The sequence below is a fragment of the Flavobacteriales bacterium genome, assembly GCA_025210805.1.
GTDB lineage: Bacteria > Bacteroidota > Bacteroidia > Flavobacteriales > CAJXXR01 > JAOAQX01.
Genome location: JAOAQX010000023.1, coordinates 1 through 15997, shown reverse-complemented (window position 1 = coordinate 15997; position 15997 = coordinate 1). Strand labels below are relative to the sequence as shown.

The 15997-nt window shown below is 32.9% G+C and carries 16 protein-coding genes, 1 tRNA gene and 1 other RNA gene; 15 read left to right on the top strand and 3 right to left on the bottom strand.

The features are described from left to right. Nucleotides 1-45: 45 nt before the first annotated feature. The 4 genes from N4A45_08015 to N4A45_08000 are packed head-to-tail and all read left to right on the top strand — an operon-like array spanning nt 46 to nt 3219. Nucleotides 46-801, top strand: coding sequence for a polyprenol monophosphomannose synthase (locus tag N4A45_08015; GenBank protein ID MCT4665161.1), 756 nt, complete (start codon nt 46-48; stop codon nt 799-801). Further along, nucleotides 794-2128: a dihydroorotase gene (locus tag N4A45_08010; GenBank protein ID MCT4665160.1), complete on the top strand. Its 1335-nt coding sequence runs from the start codon at nt 794-796 to the stop codon at nt 2126-2128. The genes N4A45_08015 and N4A45_08010 overlap by 8 nt, the downstream gene beginning before the upstream one ends. Beyond that, nucleotides 2097-2486, top strand: coding sequence for a DUF4296 domain-containing protein (locus N4A45_08005; GenBank protein MCT4665159.1), 390 nt, complete (start codon nt 2097-2099; stop codon nt 2484-2486). The genes N4A45_08010 and N4A45_08005 overlap by 32 nt, the downstream gene beginning before the upstream one ends. Beyond that, on the top strand, nt 2458-3219 hold the full coding sequence (locus N4A45_08000; GenBank protein MCT4665158.1) for a cyclase family protein: 762 nt from the start codon (nt 2458-2460) through the stop codon (nt 3217-3219). Before N4A45_08005 ends, N4A45_08000 begins: the two co-directional genes overlap by 29 nt. Before the next feature lie 329 nt (nt 3220-3548). Here N4A45_08000 and pheS read toward each other — a convergent pair whose 3' ends face one another. Continuing rightward, entirely contained in the window at nt 3549-4574 is a 1026-nt protein-coding gene (gene pheS / locus N4A45_07995) for a phenylalanine--tRNA ligase subunit alpha (protein ID MCT4665157.1), read from the bottom strand. Nucleotides 4575-4784: 210 nt separating this feature from the next. Here pheS and N4A45_07990 point away from each other — a divergent pair, with 210 nt between their 5' ends. After that, the gene (locus tag N4A45_07990; protein ID MCT4665156.1) at nt 4785-5150 is read left to right on the top strand and encodes a hypothetical protein; all 366 of its coding nucleotides are present in this window, start codon (nt 4785-4787) and stop codon (nt 5148-5150) included. A gap of 106 nt (nt 5151-5256) precedes the next feature. On the opposite strand, the gene N4A45_07985 is transcribed toward N4A45_07990, so the two are convergent. Beyond that, nucleotides 5257-5613 carry a hypothetical protein gene (locus tag N4A45_07985; protein ID MCT4665155.1) on the bottom strand — a complete coding sequence of 119 codons (357 nt, stop codon included), beginning with the start codon at nt 5611-5613 and terminating at the stop codon, nt 5257-5259. A 46-nt stretch (nt 5614-5659) separates the two neighbouring features. On the opposite strand from N4A45_07985, the gene N4A45_07980 reads away from it, so the two are divergent. Both N4A45_07980 and N4A45_07975 read left to right on the top strand, forming a co-directional pair. Further along, nucleotides 5660-6205, top strand: coding sequence for a CvpA family protein (locus N4A45_07980; GenBank protein ID MCT4665154.1), 546 nt, complete (start codon nt 5660-5662; stop codon nt 6203-6205). Nucleotides 6206-6215: 10 nt separating this feature from the next. Continuing rightward, complete coding sequence (locus N4A45_07975; protein ID MCT4665153.1) at nt 6216-6668, top strand: GNAT family N-acetyltransferase; 453 nt, start codon at nt 6216-6218, stop codon at nt 6666-6668. On the opposite strand, the gene porQ is transcribed toward N4A45_07975, so the two are convergent. After that, the gene (gene porQ, locus N4A45_07970) at nt 6665-7723 is read right to left on the bottom strand and encodes a type IX secretion system protein PorQ (GenBank protein ID MCT4665152.1); all 1059 of its coding nucleotides are present in this window, start codon (nt 7721-7723) and stop codon (nt 6665-6667) included. The genes N4A45_07975 and porQ overlap by 4 nt on opposite strands. A gap of 208 nt (nt 7724-7931) precedes the next feature. On the opposite strand from porQ, the gene N4A45_07965 reads away from it, so the two are divergent. The 8 genes from N4A45_07965 (at nt 7932) to N4A45_07930 (ending at nt 15903) form a co-directional block, all read left to right on the top strand. Continuing rightward, complete coding sequence (locus tag N4A45_07965) at nt 7932-9353, top strand: GWxTD domain-containing protein (GenBank protein ID MCT4665151.1); 1422 nt, start codon at nt 7932-7934, stop codon at nt 9351-9353. Further along, the gene (locus N4A45_07960; protein MCT4665150.1) at nt 9353-10207 is read left to right on the top strand and encodes a lysophospholipid acyltransferase family protein; all 855 of its coding nucleotides are present in this window, start codon (nt 9353-9355) and stop codon (nt 10205-10207) included. The genes N4A45_07965 and N4A45_07960 overlap by 1 nt, the downstream gene beginning before the upstream one ends. Beyond that, nucleotides 10186-11226 carry a glycosyltransferase family 2 protein gene (locus N4A45_07955; protein MCT4665149.1) on the top strand — a complete coding sequence of 347 codons (1041 nt, stop codon included), beginning with the start codon at nt 10186-10188 and terminating at the stop codon, nt 11224-11226. The genes N4A45_07960 and N4A45_07955 overlap by 22 nt, the downstream gene beginning before the upstream one ends. After that, nucleotides 11223-12194, top strand: coding sequence for an endonuclease (locus N4A45_07950; protein ID MCT4665148.1), 972 nt, complete (start codon nt 11223-11225; stop codon nt 12192-12194). The genes N4A45_07955 and N4A45_07950 overlap by 4 nt, the downstream gene beginning before the upstream one ends. Nucleotides 12195-12257: 63 nt before the next feature. Continuing rightward, nucleotides 12258-12357: signal recognition particle sRNA small type (gene ffs, locus N4A45_07945), an RNA gene on the top strand. A gap of 172 nt (nt 12358-12529) precedes the next feature. After that, on the top strand, nt 12530-14572 hold the full coding sequence (gene ppk1, locus N4A45_07940) for a polyphosphate kinase 1 (GenBank protein ID MCT4665147.1): 2043 nt from the start codon (nt 12530-12532) through the stop codon (nt 14570-14572). Continuing rightward, on the top strand, nt 14562-15464 hold the full coding sequence (locus tag N4A45_07935; GenBank protein MCT4665146.1) for an exopolyphosphatase: 903 nt from the start codon (nt 14562-14564) through the stop codon (nt 15462-15464). Before ppk1 ends, N4A45_07935 begins: the two co-directional genes overlap by 11 nt. Before the next feature lie 365 nt (nt 15465-15829). Then, nucleotides 15830-15903: transfer RNA gene (locus tag N4A45_07930), tRNA-Asp, on the top strand. Nucleotides 15904-15997 lie beyond the last annotated feature (94 nt).

The following is a 15997-nucleotide window of genomic DNA, read 5'->3' as shown; positions in this document are numbered from 1 at the left end:
AGCATTCCTTAAAAATAAACTATATTTGTTACTTTATTTGTGAGCATGAAGCAGAATTTGAATAATAAAATAGTCATTATACCTACCTACAACGAAAAAGAAAACGTTGAGGGAATTATCCATAAAGTTTTTTCTTTTCCTACACACTATCACATTTTGATTGTGGATGATGGATCTCCTGATGGTACCGCGGAAATTGTTAAAGGACTTCAAAAGACCTATCCAGATCGTCTTCACATAAAAGAACGAAAAGGAAAATTGGGACTTGGAACAGCCTATTTAGAAGGTTTTCAATGGTCATTGGATCATGGTTATGACTATATTTTTGAAATGGATTGCGATTTTTCGCATAATCCAGATGATCTAGATAGACTTCTCTATCAAGTGGAACAAACAGATGCAGATTTAGCTGTGGGTTCTCGGTATATGAACAATACTCTGAATGTGGTTAACTGGCCTGTTGGAAGAGTACTCATGTCCTTTTTTGCATCAAAATATGTGAAAATAATTTTAGGAGTTCCTATTTTTGATACCACAGCAGGTTTCAAATGTTACCACAGAAATGTCTTGGAAATGATTGATTTTGAAAAAATCAAATTCATAGGTTACGCATTTCAAATAGAAATGAAATATACAGCTTGGAAACATGGGTTTAAAATTGTGGAAGTCCCTGTGATTTTTACTGATAGAATCAATGGAGTTTCTAAAATGAGTATGAAAATATTCAAAGAAGCTGTTTTCGGAATATGGCTACTGAAGTGGAAAAGTTTCTTTAGAAAGTACAAACAAAAAGATGCATAAAATTTTAATAAAAAACGCTACAATTGTTAACGAAGGAAATGCAATTGAAGCGGATCTTCTCATAGAAGGAGAAAGAATTAAGCAAATCGCAAAAAACATCAACGATTCTGAAGCAGAAATTATTGATGCTAAAGGGAAAATTCTTTTACCTGGAGTGATTGATGACCAAGTTCATTTTAGAGAACCTGGACTGACTCACAAAGCTGAGATAAAAACAGAAAGTGCGGCAGCAGCAGCTGGTGGAATCACCAGTTTTATGGAAATGCCAAATACAAACCCGCAAACACTTACTCAAGAACTTCTTGAGGATAAGTTTAATATTGCAAAAAACAATAGTTACGTTAACTACTCCTTCTTCATGGGAGCTAGTAATGACAATATTGAAGAAGTCCTCAAAACAAATCCAAAAAATGTAGCTGGAGTAAAAGTCTTTATGGGATCTTCTACTGGAAATATGCTGGTAGATAGTACAGAAACATTAGAGAATATTTTCTCTAAAGTTCCCATGCTAATTGCGACACATTGTGAAGATGAAGCAACGATTAGAAAAAACACTCAAAAAGCTATTGAGGAATTTGGTGAAGAAATCCCGATAAGACAACATCCGATAATTCGAGATGAAGAAGCCTGCTATATTAGTTCTTCAAAGGCAGTAGAATTGGCAAAAAAGCACAATGCAAGACTCCATATTCTTCATATTTCTTCGGCTAAAGAAACACATCTTTTCACCAACGAAAAACCACTTTCAGAAAAGAGAATAACCTCCGAAGTATGTGTGCACCACTTGAACTTTGACGACAGTCAGTATGATGAAAAAGGAACTTTTATAAAATGGAATCCTGCGGTAAAATCTCAAGCAGACCAAGACGAATTATGGAAAGCACTGTTGGATGACAGACTAGACATTATTGCTACAGATCACGCTCCACATACTTTAGAAGAAAAATCTAATTCCTACCTAAAAGCACCTAGTGGAGGTCCACTCGTTCAGCACGCACTCCCACTCATGCTAGATGCCGTAACAGAAGGTAAAATAAGCTATGAAAAAGTTGTAGAAAAAATGAGTCACGCTCCTGCTGTATGCTTCCAACTTGAAGAAAGAGGTTTTCTTAGAGAAGGATATTATGCAGATATCGTTTTGGTAGAGAAAAAAGATTGGGAAGTTTCAAAGGACAATCTTCTTTATAAATGCGGATGGTCTCCTTTTGAAGGAAGAACTTTTAAACATGCAGTAACAACGACCTTCGTTAATGGAAAAATCGTTTATAAAAACGGGGAAATCCAAGGAATTGGTCATGGAAAAAGACTCACTTTTGATCGCAAATAAAATCCTTATTTGGGCAATTCTATTTTTATCACTATCTTGTAACAATCAAGATAACAATATAGTAGAATGTAAACTAGAGCAAAATAAACTAAAAGCTGTTTTAAAAGATGTTTATCTCTTTGAAACAGCTTTTAAGAACAGTGCTTTAGTGTCTCCTTATGATAGTTTGAGCCTTGATGAATCTTATGCTTTTATCTACCACAAACACCAAGTAGAAAAAGCAGATATAGAATCGAGTACTGAATGCTACATCAGTAAAAAACAGTTCAAACCACTTCTTGAAGAACTCGAAGCAGATATAAAAAAAGAGGAATCAAATTTCTGGCCCAATGATAGCACAATTACAATTAAACAATAAAACTTATCAAGTAGATTTATCTAAACCAATAGACATTTCTATCCCAATGAATAGTTCAGATTCAGTACTTGCTTGGTATTTGGATCATCTAAAAATTGACCCTGTAAAAATGGGAGATTTTGTTGGAGAAGTTGATTCTGGAGCTTCAGTAAACTTCAGAAATATTCAGTTTAACCCTCACGCCCATGGAACACATACAGAATGTTTCGGGCATATTTCTAGAGGTATGAACACTGTTGATCAATTTATTCAGCCAGGTATGTATGAAGGATCGCTAATTACCGTTGAACTGGAAAATAAAAATGAAGACTTAGTAGTCACAAAAGAAAGAATTCAGAATGCGATTGCTGATACAAACTTAAATACAGCCCTTGTAGTAAGAACATTCCCGAATGATTCTCTTAAAAAGTCCATTAATTACTCAAATACAAATCCTCCATATTTTGAACAAGAAGCGATAGAGTACCTCGTTCAAATAGGTGTAAAACATTTATTGGTGGATCTTCCTTCTATTGACAAAGAAAAAGATAACGGTAAACTCGCAGGACATAAAGCCTTTTGGAATTTTAATGGGAATATTCGAAAGTATCATTCCATAACAGAAATGGTTTTTATTAAAAACGATATTCCAGACGGAAACTACCTCATTAACATAAGTTTCCCAAGATTTGCATCTGATGCTTCACCAAGTAGAATTCTTCTATACCCTCTAACACTGGAGGGAAAACAATAAAACAATTGATATTATCACAACTAAATACAAATAACATAAATACAACAACCCCTTATTGCAACTAAGTTAGCACGCTGTTATCTTTTTAAAAAGATTAATTAGTTTTTTTATTGTTTTAAATACAATTGTTACCATATTCATCAAAATTTGCATAATTTCGAAGTGTTAAGTAATTCTATTTAGGAATTGCTAAACGTTCATATCAGTTTTAGTAGATTGTCTAAAGACAATCTACTTTTTTTTTGCAAACATTTTCACAAAAAAAATCCTTGATGAATTTCATCAAGGATTATATAATATTAAAGCCCTATCCAATAGGTATATTCTTCCTAAAATGCTCCTTTAAACTGTTCTAAAAAACGGGTATCGTTTTCAAAAAACTTTCTTAAATCATCAATTTGATATTTGAGCATTGCTATTCTTTCTAGTCCCATTCCAAAAGCAAAACCTGAATATTTTTCTGGGTCTATGTTTACGTTTTTAAGGACATTAGGATCTACCATACCACATCCCATAATTTCTAGCCAACCTGTACCTTTTGTTATTCTGTAATCAGCCTCTGTTTCTAATCCCCAGTAAACATCAACCTCTGCACTTGGTTCTGTAAAAGGAAAATAAGACGGTCTTAAGCGTATTCTACTTTCTTTACCAAAAAATTCTTGAACAAAATATAGTAAAGTCTGTTTAAGATCTGCAAAAGAAACATTTTCATCAATATATAATCCCTCTATTTGGTGAAAAATACAATGGGCTCTTGCCGAAATTGCTTCATTTCTAAAAACACGACCAGGAGAAATAGTTCTTATCGGAACTTCCGTTTTTTCCATGTGTCTTATTTGAACAGAAGAAGTATGCGTTCTCAACATCCAGTCAGGATTTGTTTGCACAAAAAATGTATCCTGCATATCTCTTGCAGGGTGTTCTTCGGGTAGATTTAAAGCCGTGAAATTATGCCAATCATCCTCTATTTCATTTCCTTCTGAAATAGAAAAACCTATTTTCTTAAAAATGGATACTATTTCGTTTTTCACTAAAGAAATAGGATGGCGAGAACCAAGAGGTAAAGCAATCCCTGGAAGCGTTAAATCTTCGGGACTTCCTTGAAGAATTTGCTGCTCTTCAAAAGAATTTTTGAGTTCTTGAAGACGCTCATTCGCAAATTTCTTTAAAGCATTCAATTTTTGCCCAAAAACTTTCTTTTGATCATTAGGCACATTCTTAAACTCATTAAAAAGTGCGGAAACTAATCCGTTTTTGGCACCCAAAAAGTGAATTCTAAAAGATTCAACATCTTCAATAGATTTCACCTGATAATCAGCTATTTCTTTATGTAATTCGTCAACTTTCTCTAGCATTCTCTCCGATTTTGTTTTAAAGCATATTTCTTGATAAACGACATTTTTCGTGTTTGGCAAATATCCAAAAAAATAGGCATTCAGACCTCCATTATCCCATTAAATCCACAATAAAATCTAGAAGAAGCGGTTTTTTCATGATTCTTCGGTTGTTAATCCTATTATATATTACTATATTTGTTTTTCAACAAGTATTTAGACTATTACATTATGTGGCAGATTTTAAAGAAAATTTCTTTCGTTTTTATTCTTTCAATGTTTATTTTCTCCTGTAAGGAGGCTGATGTTTACAAAGTAAATATAAGTGTAGTGGATTATACCACTAAGTTACCTAAAGAAGGGGTTCATGTAGAATCTACTGTATTCATTGAAAACCCTACAAAAGAATTATTGGATGATATTGAACAAACTAAAAAAAGTGATGCAGAAGGTAAAGTCTCTTTTGAGTTCAAACACGAAGCTAATATTCACTTTAAATTAGCGGTTCAAGAAGAAGGGAAATTCGGTAAAGCAGATATTAAGCTAGAAGCTAATGAAACCATCGAAAGATTGATTTATATCTACCCTACCGAGTAATACATTTGTGGTGTTAATTTACTCACCAGTATAATACCGATACATGGTTAAAACTCTTTGTGAATGCGTGAAACAAAGGCGTATTAACAAGTAATCGATATAATTTCTAAAAAGGTATTGAAGCCTTTTCAAAATAATTTACAATTGCCTCTTTCATGAGCTCCGTTTGTTTTTTGGGACTCAAAGGAGGCATTTCTTTGTTTGGTAAGTAATGAGGCCATCCATCCTCATCCTTTTTATCAAAATCATAATAACCATATTCTGATAAAAGCTTACAAATAGCAATATGTAATAAATCCATCTTCTCTTGTTTAGAAAACTCTCTAAAACCTTGACCAAGCTCTTGAATTCCAACAAAGAATAAAATAGCTTGCATATCTAATTTTTCCTCACCATCGGCAAATTTTTGAGACATAAAATCTACAATTTGCTCCCACTTTTGATTTACTTCCTCCAAATTCATTGAAATAGTTTAATTTTATTGCAAAATTACATTATTCTATAGTATTATGACCGATTTACTCAATTCCTTTACTTGGTTAGATTATGCCATTGCAATCCCAATTATTATAGCAATAGCAAAAGGTTTTTGGAGAGGTTTAATTCTTGAAGCTGCCTCATTCTTTGGTTTGATTTTAGGATTTATTGGAGGCATTATTTTCTTGAGTCAAGTAAAAGATTTTCTACAAAACTATATTCAGCTAGGAAATACCGCCTTAACAGTCGTTGCTTTTATCACGATCTTACTTGCGATTATGCTTGCTATTAGCTTAATAGCAAAACTGGTGGATTATCTATTCGAAATCGCTAACCTTTCTTTTGTTAATAGATTAGGCGGTGCTGCATTTGGTTTTATTTCTTCTTTTATCATTATTGGACTTCTTCTGCTAGTACTCAATTCTTTTATGCCAAATTTAATGACAGACAGCTTGAAAGCTCAAAGTTATTTATATGACCCAATGACTATCATGATTCCTCAAATACTTGATATACTTGGATTAGAGGAAATAGAAGAACTCCTTAGTCCACAAACACTTTCTAATATAAACATTTAAGAAAATGAATATTCATATTCAAAAAGCTGAAGAAAAGCATGCCTCAGAAATTCTTGAGTTAATAAAAGAACTTGCCGTTTTTGAAAGAGAGCCTGATGCAGTAGAAGTTACTTTAGAGGAGTTTATTAGGGATGGTTTTAGTGAAAATAAAATTTTCGATACGCTTATCGCTCTTCATGAATCAAAAGTTGTGGGGATATCTTTATACTTTTTTAAGTATTCTACCTGGAAAGGGAAAACAATGCATTTAGAAGACCTTATCGTTACAGAAAAGTATCGAGGAAATGGGATTGGCGAACAGTTACTAAATACTACCCGACAGATTGCCAGAAAAGAACAGGTAGCACGATTAGAGTGGAATGTACTTGACTGGAATCAACCAGCAATTGATTTTTATCTTAAAAAGGATGCGGATATACTTAAAGAATGGCTTTTAGTAAGAATGGATCGAGAAAAAATTTAGATTTCCTTCTTTTTAGATTTAAAATCGTTTAGGTTTATTTGTAAACTAATAGCATTCATTGGTCCTGCCAAATGATAAGTAGATCTACCGTAGTTTAGTTTATATTTTTTGGCTACTTTAAATGAAAAACCCCAAGAAAAACCAGTCGTTTTACCGACATCTTTTGCCGATAATTCCTCACTTCTTCCAAAATCATAACCCAAACGAACATTAAAATGCTCTGTAAGTAGCAACTCTGCTCCCACACTTAAATGTCTTAAAACGGTATTACCTATAGAGGGTCTATCTTCCGTTACAGAATCATCAAATGAGTTAGTAACATAGTTATCAGGATCATCGTACCTTAAATCAGGAGATTGTAATTGTTCAAAACTAATCATCCATCTAAATGGTGCATGTTCTGGTTTTCCCGAAATATTCACCTCAATATCTAACGGACTTTGTGTATGCGCTTTATCCGAAAATTTATTAAAAACAAAACCCAAATTTCTCACCAAAATGGAGGCTTTAGTTCTTTGATCTTTTGAAATATAAATACCCGAAAAATCAATATAAAATCCTTGAGAATTAAAGCTAGTTATACCAGAATGAATTAGTTTAGCTTGTAAGCCCAAAGCTATTTGTTCATTAATCTTTTTTGAAACCCCAGTTTGTAATACAATGTCATAAGGAGTGAATGTTCCTAGTTGTCTGCCTTCAACATCTGTCTGAATCATGGATCCATAGTTTGCTACTTGTAAAGAAAAGCTTTGGTTTAAACCAAATTTTTTATTTTCACGTGCATATCCTATTTGAGACAAATGAATTCCACTATTTAAAAATACATGATCATAAGAAACGGCTTCAAACATTTTCTCATTAAGTAAGGCTGGATTATACAGAGCTTTCCCTAAGTCTGAATCAAAACTCAACATGGCATTACCTCCAATTGCCAACGAATGAGCATCGGCAACACGATTGAGTATCGAAAAATTCCCTCCTCCTGTTTGAGCAAAACTCTTAGAAAGATTTCCTAGTAAAATAGAAATTGATAAAACAAAAAATATTTTTTGCATAAAATGGATTCTAAAATTCAAATTTATTCAAAATAGGCTGTATTCCTAATCAAATAAAGTACAAATATCCCAACGTTTTGTATTCATAAATATTGTGTACCAGTATTTGATCATACTCATTTTACTCAAATAACCATTTTTTGCAATTTTCACAAAATAATCAACCTTAGGATTGGTTACATTTGCAGTATTAAGACCGAAAACTTTTATGAAGCAATTCAAACTGTCCTATTTATTTTTTTTATCGCTTTTATTTATTCCAAACCTTACTCAGGCTCAACAAATAAAAGCATCCATGTCTCCTAAACAATATATCTATAAAGATTCCTTAACCTTTATCGATTTTTATTTTAAAGTAGATCTTAGGACCCTAAAAATGGCAAATGACAGCTTAGGAGCTTCGCTTACCATGTATTTAAAAGATCCCAATAAAGAGCAATTTGCCTTTATTGACCGTGTAAAAATAAGTAAACATGTAAAAGAAATGAGCGAGGTAGTATTTAAAACTTCCTGTGCTGTAAAACCTTTTGTTTATGATTTCTATATAAAAATAGAGGATTTCAACAATCCTTACGCTACTAGCGAGCATAAGTTTCCTTTTAAAGTTATTGATTTTTCTAAAGAATACTTTAGTGATATTTTACTTGCCAATGAAATTCAAAAAACCAATGAACATAGTAAAATAAAACATCCATTCTATAAAAGAGGAAGAATCATCATCCCAAAAATTCAATCAAAAAAGTATTTTTATAAAGAAAATGAAGATACGCTAAAAGTGTTTTATGATATTTATCCAGAACTTTTAGACAGTACCGAGACTTTTTATCTAGAATCTTTTGCTCATGAAAAACATAGGCCTTTTGCAATAAAGAGAACTTATAGTGTCCAAAAAATGGGTAGAAAACGCTTCTCTCAGTTTCTCACTTTCCCGATAGATCAATTAAGAAGTGGAAATTATGTATTTAAGGCCAAAATAATTAACGAAAATAAAGAAGTGATTTCCGAGACCGAAGTTGAGTTTAGTAAAGTAGGGAAATTAGGAAAAAAAGATTCTAAAGAAAACCAAAATAAACAACAACTTTTTAGAGAAGAATATAAAAAGACATTAATAAAGGAATTCCAGCTAGAAGATGCACATAGAATAAACCTTTTGTTAGGTGCAATGGCAGTACGTTTTCAAGCAGATCGTGCAGGAATTCACAACATAATTGACAATAAAGATATTGCTCAAAAACAAAATTACCTCATCAGTTTTTGGGAACGAAAAAGACCGGTAAGAACAGAAGCTGCAATTAAAAAATTCATAAAACTTGCAAAAGAAATTGAAAGTAAATATGGTAAAAGTCAGCAATATGGTTATCGCACAGACCGAGGAAGAGTAAGAATCCAATATGGTAAACCACAAGATTCTGAAAGAAGAGCATGGACTGCACATAGCAAGGCCTATGAAATTTGGCACTATCATGAAACCGCAATGGGAACAAAAAATCATATTTTTGTATTCACAGAAATAGACGGATCTCAAGAAATACGTCTTCTACATAGTACACAAGATGGTGAACCAAAGGAATTAAATTGGAAGTCTATTATTCAATTAGACCCTTCTTCAACTTTCAATAACCGACAATAATGTTGAGATTTTTACTTAAAATTGCTGATAGAATTGGACATTTACCACTATCTATTCTATATGCGTTTTCTACATTTCTTTACGGATTAATTTACAAGCTGTTTGGCTATCGAAAAAAAGTTGTGAAAGAGAATCTTTTATATGCCTTTCCTGAAAAAACAGCAGATGAACGACTTCAAATAGAAAAGGAATTTTATCGAAGTTTTTTTGATATTATGGTAGAAACACTTTATTGTTCTAGTATTTCGAAGAAAGAGATGGCAAAGAGAGTACAATTAGAAAATCCCGAATTGCTCAAAAAATTATTAGAAGAAAACAGCAGTGCTATTATGGTTTGTGGGCATTTTAATAATTGGGAATGGCTCGGTCGTCAATTTTGTATAGAATCTGACCAAAGAGCTTATATTGCATACAAAGAAATAAGTAATAAAGACTTTGAAGACTATACCTTGAGATCTCGTAAAAGATTTTGTGATCATCCGGTAAAAATGAAAAGTTTTATTCGCTATGTTTTAAAAAATCGTAAACGTCCATTTTTTGGCTACCTTATTGCGGATCAAACTCCACACGTAGATCAAATAGAGTTTACTACAACATTTTTAAATCAAAATACAGCAGTGTATCTAGGGGCAGAAAATTTATCCCAAAAACTTAAATTACCCATGTATTTTTTGAGCATGAAACGACTCAAAAGAGGATATTACAGCTACAAAATAGAATTAGTTTCAGAAAATTATAACGCACCTAAGTTCGAAAACACTAAAAAACATTTAGCTTTGCTCGAACGCCAAATCTTAGAAAATCCAAGCGATTGGCTCTGGACCCACAGACGATGGAAATACACAAGAAAGTAGAAAACAACCCAAAAGAAACCGCCGTAGTTATCCTTAATTACAATGGAAAACATTGGTTTGAAAAATTTTTGGAAAATGTAATCAAGCATTCTCCACAAGCCGATATTTGGGTAATAGATAACGCCTCAACTGATGACTCTGTTGCCTATCTAGAAGAAAAATACCCACACATTCCTTTAGTAATTTTAGACCAAAATTTTGGATTTGCAGGAGGGTATAATGAAGGATTAAAGCAAATAAAAGGATATCCTTATTGGGTATTACTCAACTCTGATATTGAAGTGAGCAAAGATTGGCTCATAGATCCCATAGAGCTTTTAAAGAGTGATGAAAAAATAGCAGCTTGTCAGCCAAAAATATTGGCCTACGATCAAAAAACACACTTTGAGCATGCTGGAGCTGCTGGAGGTTTTATAGATCGTTACGGATATGCTTTTTGTAGAGGAAGAGTAGTAAATGATCGTGAAGAAGATCTGGGACAATATGATGATCAAATTCAAATATTTTGGGCAACAGGTGCTGCTTTTTTTATAAAATCAGAACTTTATACCAAGCATCAAGGGTTTGATGAGACTTATTTTGCACATTTTGAAGAAATAGATCTCTGTTGGCGACTACAAAATGATGGATACGAAATACATTATGCTCCAAACGCTACCGTTTATCATGTAGGTGGAGGAACGTTAAGCATTGGATCACCAAGGAAAACTTTCTTAAATTTTAAGAATAGTTTGGCTATGCTTTATAAAAATCTTCCTAAAAATAAAATTTTGACGACCATTTTCACCCATCTACTTTTTGATGGAATGATTGGAATCCAATTTCTTTTACACGGAAAACCAAAACACTGCTGGGCTATTGTAAGAGCACATTTTGCATTTTACAAAATGATCAAAGATTTAAAAACCAAAAGAACAAACATAAAGACTTTACCAAAGATGATGTTTAAAGGTTCTATGATTCTAGACTTCCTTTTGAAAAAACATCGAACGTATAACCAAATAATGAAAAACACATGATCAGAACACTATTAATTCTTAGCCTTTCGTTGTTACAAATCAATGCTTGGGCACAAATTCCTGCAGGATACTATGATGGAACCGATAATCTCACAGGAAACGCACTAAAGAATAAGCTCAATGACATTATTGACAATCATACAGAACTGTCCTATAATGCCTTAAAAACGGCACTGAAAAACACAGATGAAGATCCAAATAATTCAAGTAACGTAATTTTGTTATATAAAGGAACTTCCCAATCAAAATCAAGTTTTGGAGGTGGAGCAAATGATTGGAACAGAGAGCACGTTTGGGCAAAAAGCCACGGAGGATTTGGAAATAGTAAACCTGTTGGAACAGACTTACACCATATCCGTCCCACAGATGCCAGTGTAAACTCTTCAAGAGGATCTTTGGATTTTGATAATGGAGGAAACGCACACAACGAAGCAACACAATGCAAGTTTGATGGAGATTCATGGGAACCAAGAGATGCCGTAAAAGGAGATGTTGCACGTATGCTATTCTATATGGCTGTAAGATACGAAGGTGAGAGTGGAGAAGTTGATTTAGAACTAAACCAGCAAGTGAATAACGGAAGTGCTCCATACCATGGAAAATTATCGACACTTTTACAATGGCATGCACAGGATCCTGTAGATGCTTTTGAAACAAACAGAAATAACGAAATTTACGGTTATCAAAACAACCGAAACCCTTTTGTGGACCACCCAGAGTTTGCAAATAAAATTTGGAATCCAGTTTCTGTAGAAGAATATGAACCTACTTTGTGGTTTTATGATCAAAACCATTTGCTAAGTTTAGTGAATGAACAAGCCGAAATTCGCGTTTTTGATGTTCTAGGGAAACAAGTATTACCCGTAAAAAAGCAAAAAGTAAGCTTAGAAAGTATCCAATCAGGTGTATATTTTGTACGAATACAGGAAGGAAAAAATTCTTTTTATTTGAAAATCAACAAACAGTAAAAAAACTGTAAATTATTCTTGTAAAAAACTTTGTAAAGTAGCCGAAATTCGTACTTTTGTCATCGGCAAGTCTTATGCAATCAGCTCCTGCTGAACTCCCCCAGATCTTGATCGAAGCAAGGGTAGGTGGTCGTAGCGATGTGACATAAGTAGCTTGCCTTTTTTTGTGCCTTTTTTTTCTAAATAACAACCTCCCTACTTCTTTTTTTGTTAACTTCAACTTCAATATGAGTTGACCTATTCTTTACCTTAAATTGATACATTCGTTGGATTCCAATTTTTGGTAAACTAAAAACAAAAAATCTTAGGCAAATGCCTTCAATAAAGAAAAAAATATGCTCATCAATAGAGAACTAAGTTGGCTTTCATTTAATGAAAGAGTATTACAAGAGTCAGAAGATCAAAATAATCCATTAATTGAAAGGATGCGTTTTTTGGGTATATTTTCCAATAATCTTGATGAATTTTATCGTGTTCGTGTGGCATCTGCCAAAAGAATTGTAGAAGTCACAAAAAACGAGAAAGAAAAAGAAGAGAACATTCTTCTTCTCAAAAAGATCACAAAGAAAACCATTGAACTCCAAAAACGATTTGACAAAGTATTCTTTACAATTCTCAAAGAGCTTAGAAAAAAGAATATTTATTTAGATAATGACAATACGATCTCTGGAGAATATCTAGATTATATTGAGAGTTATTTTCAAGAAAACTTGAAGCACGATATTTTTCCGATCCTGCTAAAAAACCTAAAGAATATTCCAAGTCTTAATGATGAAAAAATATATCTTTTAGTAGATCTGGCTCATGAAGATAAGGAAAAATCGGCTCATGCAATTGTTGAAATACCTTCAGATAGAAGTCGTTTTGTTATCCTTCCAAAACAAAAAAAAGAAGAAAAAACAGAAATTGTTTTACTTGATGACGTCATTAGACTAAACCTTCACAAAGTATTTGAAACTTTGCCTTATGAAGTAAAAAGTAGTTATACCTTTAAAATCACTCGTGATGCTGAGCTTGATTTTGATAATGAATACTCAGAAGGAATGCTTGCAAAAATCAAAAAGAGCCTTCAGCAAAGAAAATCAGGTGACCCTGTACGCTTTGTTCACGATAAAAAAATGCCTAAAGATATCTTAGAGAAACTTACTAAGGCATTAGATATTGATGAAACAGACTCGGTAATACCAGGTGGAAAATACCACAACTTCAAAGATTTTATTGGATTTCCTTCACTAGGAAGAAAGGATTTAAACTTTGAACCCTTCCCTCCTATCAAACATCCAAAAATAAAGGATGATAAATCAATCTTCCCTCAACTCAAAAAGGAAGATATACTGCTTCATTATCCCTATCACAGCTTTGATCACTTTATAGATATGCTCCAAGAGGCGTCTATAGATCCTAAAGTGAAAAAAATTCAGATTTTCATTTATCGTCTCGCTTCTAATTCCAAAGTTGCAAAAGCATTAGTAAACGCAGCCAGAAATGGAAAACAAGTAACGGCTGTAATAGAATTAAAAGCTCGGTTTGATGAAAGTAATAATATCGAGTGGACAAAGTACTTACAAGACCGTGGCGTGAGAGTATTACACGGTTTTGAGGGATTAAAAATACATACAAAACTTTGCGTAATAACCAGAAAGGAGTCTAATGAACAAACTTATTATGCTGCAATAGGAACAGGTAATTTTAATGAGAAAACTGCTAAAATTTATTCTGACGTACTCCTTTTTACAGCAGACAAAAGAGTAACAAAAGAAGTTGTAAGTTTATTTGACATTGTAGAAGGAAGATTTAACGCTAGCTATCATCGTCATATTGTCTTGTCTCCACGGAACACAAGAAATAAAATGGTGCGATTAATAAACTTTGAAATTCGTCAAGCAAAAATGGGTTCTAAAGCGAAAATTAGGATCAAACTGAACTCTTTAGTAGATGAAAAACTGATTACCAAACTCTACGAAGCCAGTCAAGCAGGTGTTAAAATAGAGATTATCGTTAGAGGAATTTGTTGCCTTGTTCCTGGAGTGAAAAAACTTTCTGAAAATATTAAAGTTATCAGTATCTTAGATCGTTTCCTTGAACACACAAGAATCTATTATTTTTATCATGGAGGAAATGAAAAGTACTATATTTCTTCAGCAGATTTTATGGTTCGAAATTTAGACCGAAGAATTGAGTTAACTTGTCCCATTTATGACGAAAAACTCCAACAAGAACTCAAAGATTTTTTCAAAATACAATGGAAAGATTCTGTGAAAGCAAGAATAATAGATAAAGATCAGAATAATCTTTATGCAAAATCTACAGAAAAAGAACCTTTGAGAGCACAATACGAACTTTATAATTACTTTAAACTAAAAGCCAATGGTAAGTAAAAAACTTGCTAGTATAGACATCGGATCTAATGCCATAAGACTGTTGATAATGACAGCAAATGAAACAAAAAATGGAACAGTTTTTAAAAAAAACTCACTCATTAGGGTCCCTATTAGATTAGGACAAGATGTTTTTACTGATGGGAAAATATCTGAAAGAAACTATCAACGTTTCATAGAAGCTATGCAAGGTTTTCAGCATATAATGAAAGCACATGAAGTTGCTGTTTACCGTGCATGTGCTACCTCAGCAATGAGAAACTCTGCAAATGCAAACAAACTTCTCAAAGAAACCAAAGCAAAAACAACTTTGGATATCGATATTATAAATGGAGAAGAAGAGGCTAAAATTATTTATCAAACTCATATAGAAAATATGCTTGATGAAAATGCCTCATTTCTTTATATAGATGTAGGTGGTGGAAGTACAGAAATTACCATTTTTGATGGCAAAAGGGCTAAAGCAAGCCGTTCCTTCAAAATTGGAACAATAAGACTACTAAATAATCTAGTAGAAGAAAAAAAGTGGACTGATTTTGAAAACTGGATTAAAGAAAACACTCAAGATATTTCGAACTTAAAAGCTATTGCATCAGGTGGAAATATTAATAGGGTCTTTAAAATTTTGGGAAAAAAGAAATGGACTCCTATACAATTATCAGAAATGTTAAGAATAAAAGAGGAGATATCATCTGTCAACTTTGAAGAAAGACAAATTCAATTCAATATGAATCCTGATAGAGCAGATGTTATTTTACCTGCTCTAGAAATATATTCTAAGGCATTTGAGGTGTCAAGAATCAAGGAAATTTTTGTCCCTAAAATAGGATTGGCAGATGGGATTATTCGAAATTTATATCTTCAAGAAAAAAAAGTGAAATTTTTATTATAATATAGATTTCTGAGTTACAACCCCTTTCAAAAAAGCCCTTCAAAAAAAAACTATTTTTATTCGGGAAAGCCTTGTTTGATTGGAATTTTTACCTATATTTGCCACGCTTTACTGATAAAACGAACAGTAAACAACACAAAAACGATCTTTAAAAAATTAGTAAACACTATTGTCTTTTACGTAAAAAAGCATAAAAAGACATGAATTTATTTTTCAACTCAGTTGATTAGAATCTCCAAATAATTTGGAAATAATTACTGAATTGAGCTTATAAAAAAATAAGTTGGTCTGGTAGTTCAGTTGGTTAAATATCCCGATTATCATCGGGAGTGGTCGCTGATCCGAGACTTATAAAAAAATAAGTTGGTCTGGTAGTTCAGTTGGTTAGAATACCTGCCTGTCACGCAGGGGGTCGCGGGTTCGAGTCCCGTCCAGACCGCTTTTTTAATTCAGAGAATAGATTACTAATTAATACACAACATAAGTTGGTCTGGTAGTTCAGTTGGTTAGAATACCTGCCTGTCACGCAGGGG

Coding starts and splice junctions, on each gene's coding strand:
- N4A45_07985 (MCT4665155.1), bottom strand. CDS start 5,613: ATGAATTTGGAGGAAGTAAATCAAAAGTGGGAGCAAATTGTAGATTTT.
- N4A45_08005 (MCT4665159.1), top strand. CDS start 2,097: ATGGAAAAAGACTCACTTTTGATCGCAAATAAAATCCTTATTTGGGCA.
- N4A45_08015 (MCT4665161.1), top strand. CDS start 46: ATGAAGCAGAATTTGAATAATAAAATAGTCATTATACCTACCTACAAC.
- ppk1 (MCT4665147.1), top strand. CDS start 12,530: ATGCTCATCAATAGAGAACTAAGTTGGCTTTCATTTAATGAAAGAGTA.
- N4A45_07955 (MCT4665149.1), top strand. CDS start 10,186: ATGGAAATACACAAGAAAGTAGAAAACAACCCAAAAGAAACCGCCGTA.
- N4A45_07935 (MCT4665146.1), top strand. CDS start 14,562: ATGGTAAGTAAAAAACTTGCTAGTATAGACATCGGATCTAATGCCATA.
- N4A45_07980 (MCT4665154.1), top strand. CDS start 5,660: ATGACCGATTTACTCAATTCCTTTACTTGGTTAGATTATGCCATTGCA.
- N4A45_08000 (MCT4665158.1), top strand. CDS start 2,458: ATGATAGCACAATTACAATTAAACAATAAAACTTATCAAGTAGATTTA.
- porQ (MCT4665152.1), bottom strand. CDS start 7,723: ATGCAAAAAATATTTTTTGTTTTATCAATTTCTATTTTACTAGGAAAT.
- N4A45_07950 (MCT4665148.1), top strand. CDS start 11,223: ATGATCAGAACACTATTAATTCTTAGCCTTTCGTTGTTACAAATCAAT.
- pheS (MCT4665157.1), bottom strand. CDS start 4,574: ATGCTAGAGAAAGTTGACGAATTACATAAAGAAATAGCTGATTATCAG.
- N4A45_07965 (MCT4665151.1), top strand. CDS start 7,932: ATGAAGCAATTCAAACTGTCCTATTTATTTTTTTTATCGCTTTTATTT.
- N4A45_08010 (MCT4665160.1), top strand. CDS start 794: ATGCATAAAATTTTAATAAAAAACGCTACAATTGTTAACGAAGGAAAT.
- N4A45_07990 (MCT4665156.1), top strand. CDS start 4,785: ATGTGGCAGATTTTAAAGAAAATTTCTTTCGTTTTTATTCTTTCAATG.
- N4A45_07960 (MCT4665150.1), top strand. CDS start 9,353: ATGTTGAGATTTTTACTTAAAATTGCTGATAGAATTGGACATTTACCA.